Annotated in this window: 3 protein-coding genes; all 3 read right to left on the bottom strand. The window is 63.9% G+C overall.

Translation table 11 applies throughout. The features are described from left to right. Positions 1 to 293: 293 nt before the first annotated feature. The gene (locus RMO57_RS02580; RefSeq protein WP_310383921.1) at positions 294 to 1,268 is read right to left on the bottom strand and encodes a tetratricopeptide repeat protein; all 975 of its coding nucleotides are present in this window, start codon (positions 1,266 to 1,268) and stop codon (positions 294 to 296) included. A 137-nt stretch (positions 1,269 to 1,405) separates the two neighbouring features. Beyond that, positions 1,406 to 2,698 (bottom strand): phenylacetate--CoA ligase family protein, encoded by a 1,293-nt coding sequence (locus RMO57_RS02575; RefSeq protein ID WP_414896364.1) that lies wholly within the window; start codon positions 2,696 to 2,698, stop codon positions 1,406 to 1,408. Between the two features lie 24 nt (positions 2,699 to 2,722). Further along, the gene (locus RMO57_RS02570) at positions 2,723 to 3,538 is read right to left on the bottom strand and encodes an ABC transporter ATP-binding protein (protein ID WP_310383919.1); all 816 of its coding nucleotides are present in this window, start codon (positions 3,536 to 3,538) and stop codon (positions 2,723 to 2,725) included. Positions 3,539 to 3,652: the final 114 nt, after the last annotated feature.

The following is a 3,652-nucleotide window of genomic DNA, read 5'->3' as shown; positions in this document are numbered from 1 at the left end:
GTTCAGGCCCAGCAGATTGACCACCAGGCCCAGCACCAGCATCACGCCCAGGTTGGTCAATAAAAACAAGGCGATACGTTTCACAAACAAGCCTTTCAAAATAGGGCGGGGCAAACAAGGACATTCGGCAAGCAGGCCGCGCTGTGCTGCAAGCCGAAGGCTCGCGACTGGGCGCAGCATCGGGTAAAAATCACTTCCGGTAAACCAGCCAATTCAATAGCTTTGCTCACTTTTTTAGGAAATAACGACGCAGCGCCGGGGCCGACCGTTCAGTCGTCCCGCCGTAGATTCGATCAGTTAGAACTTTCGCTCGAGATCTGCCAGTCGCCGGTTTTGCCCTTTTGCAGGGTCAAGGTCTTGTCGTTCTTCATCGTCAAGGCGTCGGCGCGGTAGTCCTGCTTGAAGCTGGCGGTGGCGGTGTTGCCGCTGAGCTTGACCTGGATATCGCTCAACACAACGCTGATCTCTTTCTTGCTGGAGATGCGGGCGATGCGATCGGCCTCCCAGGCCTTGCGGCTGGCCGCCCGGCCCTTGAACTCGGGGCTGTAGGCGGCGAAATAGCCCCAGATATCGCGCTTGCTCCAGGCCTGCGCCCAGGCCTCAAGCGCCTTCTGAACGGCCAGCGCCTCGTTGACCGGGGCTTCGACCTTGGCCGTTGGGGCGGGCGCTGCCGGTTTAGCCACTGCGGCGCTTACTGGGCTTGTGACAGGGCTTGTGACAGGGCTTGGCGCCGGCTGCGGCGAACTGGTGCGCGCCGGCGCGCCGGGCTCAAAAATATTCTGCACCGCCGCGATCTTCAGCGGCAAGGTCAAATCCGCTTTGTCCAGTGACAGCGATTTGGCATAGGCCTTCTCGGCCAAACGCGCATGAATATCGCCCAGATTTTGATACGCGGTGGCATAGCCAGGATTGGCCTTGACCGCCTTCTCCAGCGACTCGCGGGCCTTCTCGTAGTCACCCTGATTGGCATAGAGCACGGCCAAATTATTGTAAGGACCGGGCATCTCGGGGTGGCTCGCGACCAACTTCTTGAACACCTCAATCGCTTCCGGGTTGCGCCCCAGCAAGGACAGGGCGATGCCGCGCTGCAAGCGCAGCCGCGCGTCGGTGGGCTTGGCCTTCAGCAGCTCATCGACCTTTTTCAGCCCCGCGGCCGAATTGCCATTGGCCAGCAGCGCCTGCACTTCGCTGACCTCATCGGCATGCGCCAGGCCCGGGGCCAGCGCGCAGGCAAGCGCAGCCGCACAGACCAAAGAACTGGCGCTCATGGCGAGCGATTTTTTTGCTTTCTGAACTATCGACATGGGCGGGCCTTGATTGAAAAGTGCTGAAGCTGTGAGTGCCGCCACCAATGGGGCGAGCTGCACTATAGCGAAGCCATCGCGAAGCCCGCCGCGCCGGTATCTCAGTGGTAGCTGCGCGCGTCCTCAATCACCAAGCCATCATTGGCCAGGCTGCCGGGTGCCGCCCAAACGACCTCGCTGCGCAGCTTGGTGACCTCGCGGATCGTCGCCTCGATTTGCTCGCTCAGGCCCTCGACGGCTGCCATGGCCTGGGCCTCGATGTGCAAGCTCATGCGGTCTTGCGCCAGCGCGCCCTCGACCACCAAGCGCGCCCGGCCCAGGGCCGGAAAGCGCCGCATGATCTCGGCCACCTGGGCCGCATGGACAAACATGCCGCGCACCTTGACCGACTGATCGGCGCGGCCCAGCCAGCCCTTGATGCGGGTATTGCTGCGCCCGGTCGGGCAGCGGCCCGGCAAGACGGCCGACAGATCGCCGGTGCCAAAACGAATCAAGGGGTAGTCCGGATTGAAGCTGGTGACGACCAGCTCACCCACCTCGCCGTCCGGCAGCGGCTCGGCCGTGCCCGGCCGCACGATCTCGACGATCAGCCCTTCGGCCAGCACCAGGCCCTCGCGCGCGCTGGTCTCATAGGCAATCAGGCCCAGATCGGCGCTGGCATAGCATTGGTAGGCCGCCACGCCGCGGGCCAAAAACCAGTCACGCAGGGACGGCGTGAACGCCTCGCCGCTGAGCAGTGCCTTGCTCAAGGACGCCGTCGGCACGCCCAGCTCGGTGGCCTTTTCAAGCAAGATCCTCAAAAAGCTCGGCGTGCCCACATAGGCTTGCGGGCGCAAGTCATTGATCGCCTGCAGCTGCAGCTCGGTATTGCCAACGCCCGCCGGGAAGACGGTGCAGCCCAGCGCATGGGCGCCGCCCTCCATCATTGAGCCAGCCGGCGTCAGGTGATAACTGAAGCTGTTGTGCAGCAAATCACCGGCCCGCACACCGGCCGCAAACAGTGCCCGCGCCACCCGCCAATAGTCAGCCCCCTGCCCCTGCGGCTCGTAAACCCCGCCGGGCGACTGGAACACCCGCTTGGCACCGCGCCCGCCGCGCGCCGCCCAGCCGATCGCCGAGTAGCCCCCAAACGCATCGGTGCATCGCAAGCGCTGTTGGCGCGCCTGCAACTCGGCCTTGCGCGTGACCGGCAAGCGCGCCAGGGCGGCGCGGCTGTTCACGCCGGCCGCGTCAATGCCGGCGAACAGCTCGGCAAAGGCCGGTGCCGCCGCCTTGGCATGCTGAATCTGCGCCGGCAATGCGGCCATCAAGGCGCGCTCGCGCTCGTCCGGATCGGCAATTTCCAACGGGTCGCAAAAGCCTGCGTCCCGCGCTGCGCAGAAGTTTTTGTTCATGCCAATCTCCACTGCAGGCGCCCTTCAAGCCAACCAGCGCTTGCGGCGCTTATAGCTTTTCACGTCCTTGAAGCTCTTTCGCGGGCTGCCATCGTCGCCGCCGCTTAAACCCAGATAGAACTCCTTGACGTCCTCGTTTTCACGCAGCGCCGCCGCGGCACCGTCCAGCACGACGCGGCCGTTCTCGAGGATGTAGCCGTGGTCGGCATAACGCAAAGCCATATGGGTGTTCTGCTCGGCCAACAAGAAGCTGACGCCTTCGCGCTGATTCAGATCTTTGACGATCTCGAACACTTCTTCAACGATCTGCGGCGCCAAGCCCATCGACGGCTCATCCAGCAGCACCATGGTCGGGTTGGCCATCAGCGCGCGGCCAATCGCACACATCTGCTGCTCGCCGCCCGAGGTGTAGGCGGCTAAGGCGCTGCGCCTGGCCTTCAGGCGCGGGAAGTAGGTGTAGACCTTGTCCAGCGTGGCGGCCACAGCGGCCTTGCCGTCCTTGCGGGTGTAGGCGCCGGTCAGCAGGTTGTCTTCGATGCTGAGGTGGGCAAAGCAGTGCCGCCCCTCCATCACCTGGATCACGCCGCGGCCCACCATCGCAGCGGTCGTGAGCTTGTCGATGCGCTCACCGCGCAGCTCGATGCTGCCCTTGGTGACCGCGCCGCGCTCACCCGCCAGCAAGTTGGAGACCGCCCGCAGCGTGGTCGTCTTGCCGGCGCCGTTTGCCCCCAGCAAGGCCACCACCGCGCCTTCCTTGACCTGCAGGGACACGCCCTTCAGCACCAGGATCACATGGTTGTAGATGACCTCGATGCGTGCCGGATACGGCCTTCTCTTCAAGGTCGGGCTTAACCTCCTCCATTTGCAAAACGGCAGCGCGAAGTCCGAGCGACTCCTGAAGGTGGACTCGCTGCGCCGGGAAAGTTTCGAGACAAACGATTCCCGCAAAGACGG

It is taken from the genome of Roseateles sp., assembly GCF_031397715.1.
Classification (GTDB): domain Bacteria; phylum Pseudomonadota; class Gammaproteobacteria; order Burkholderiales; family Burkholderiaceae_C; genus Paucibacter_A.
This window is presented reverse-complemented; position numbering and strand designations above follow the sequence as displayed.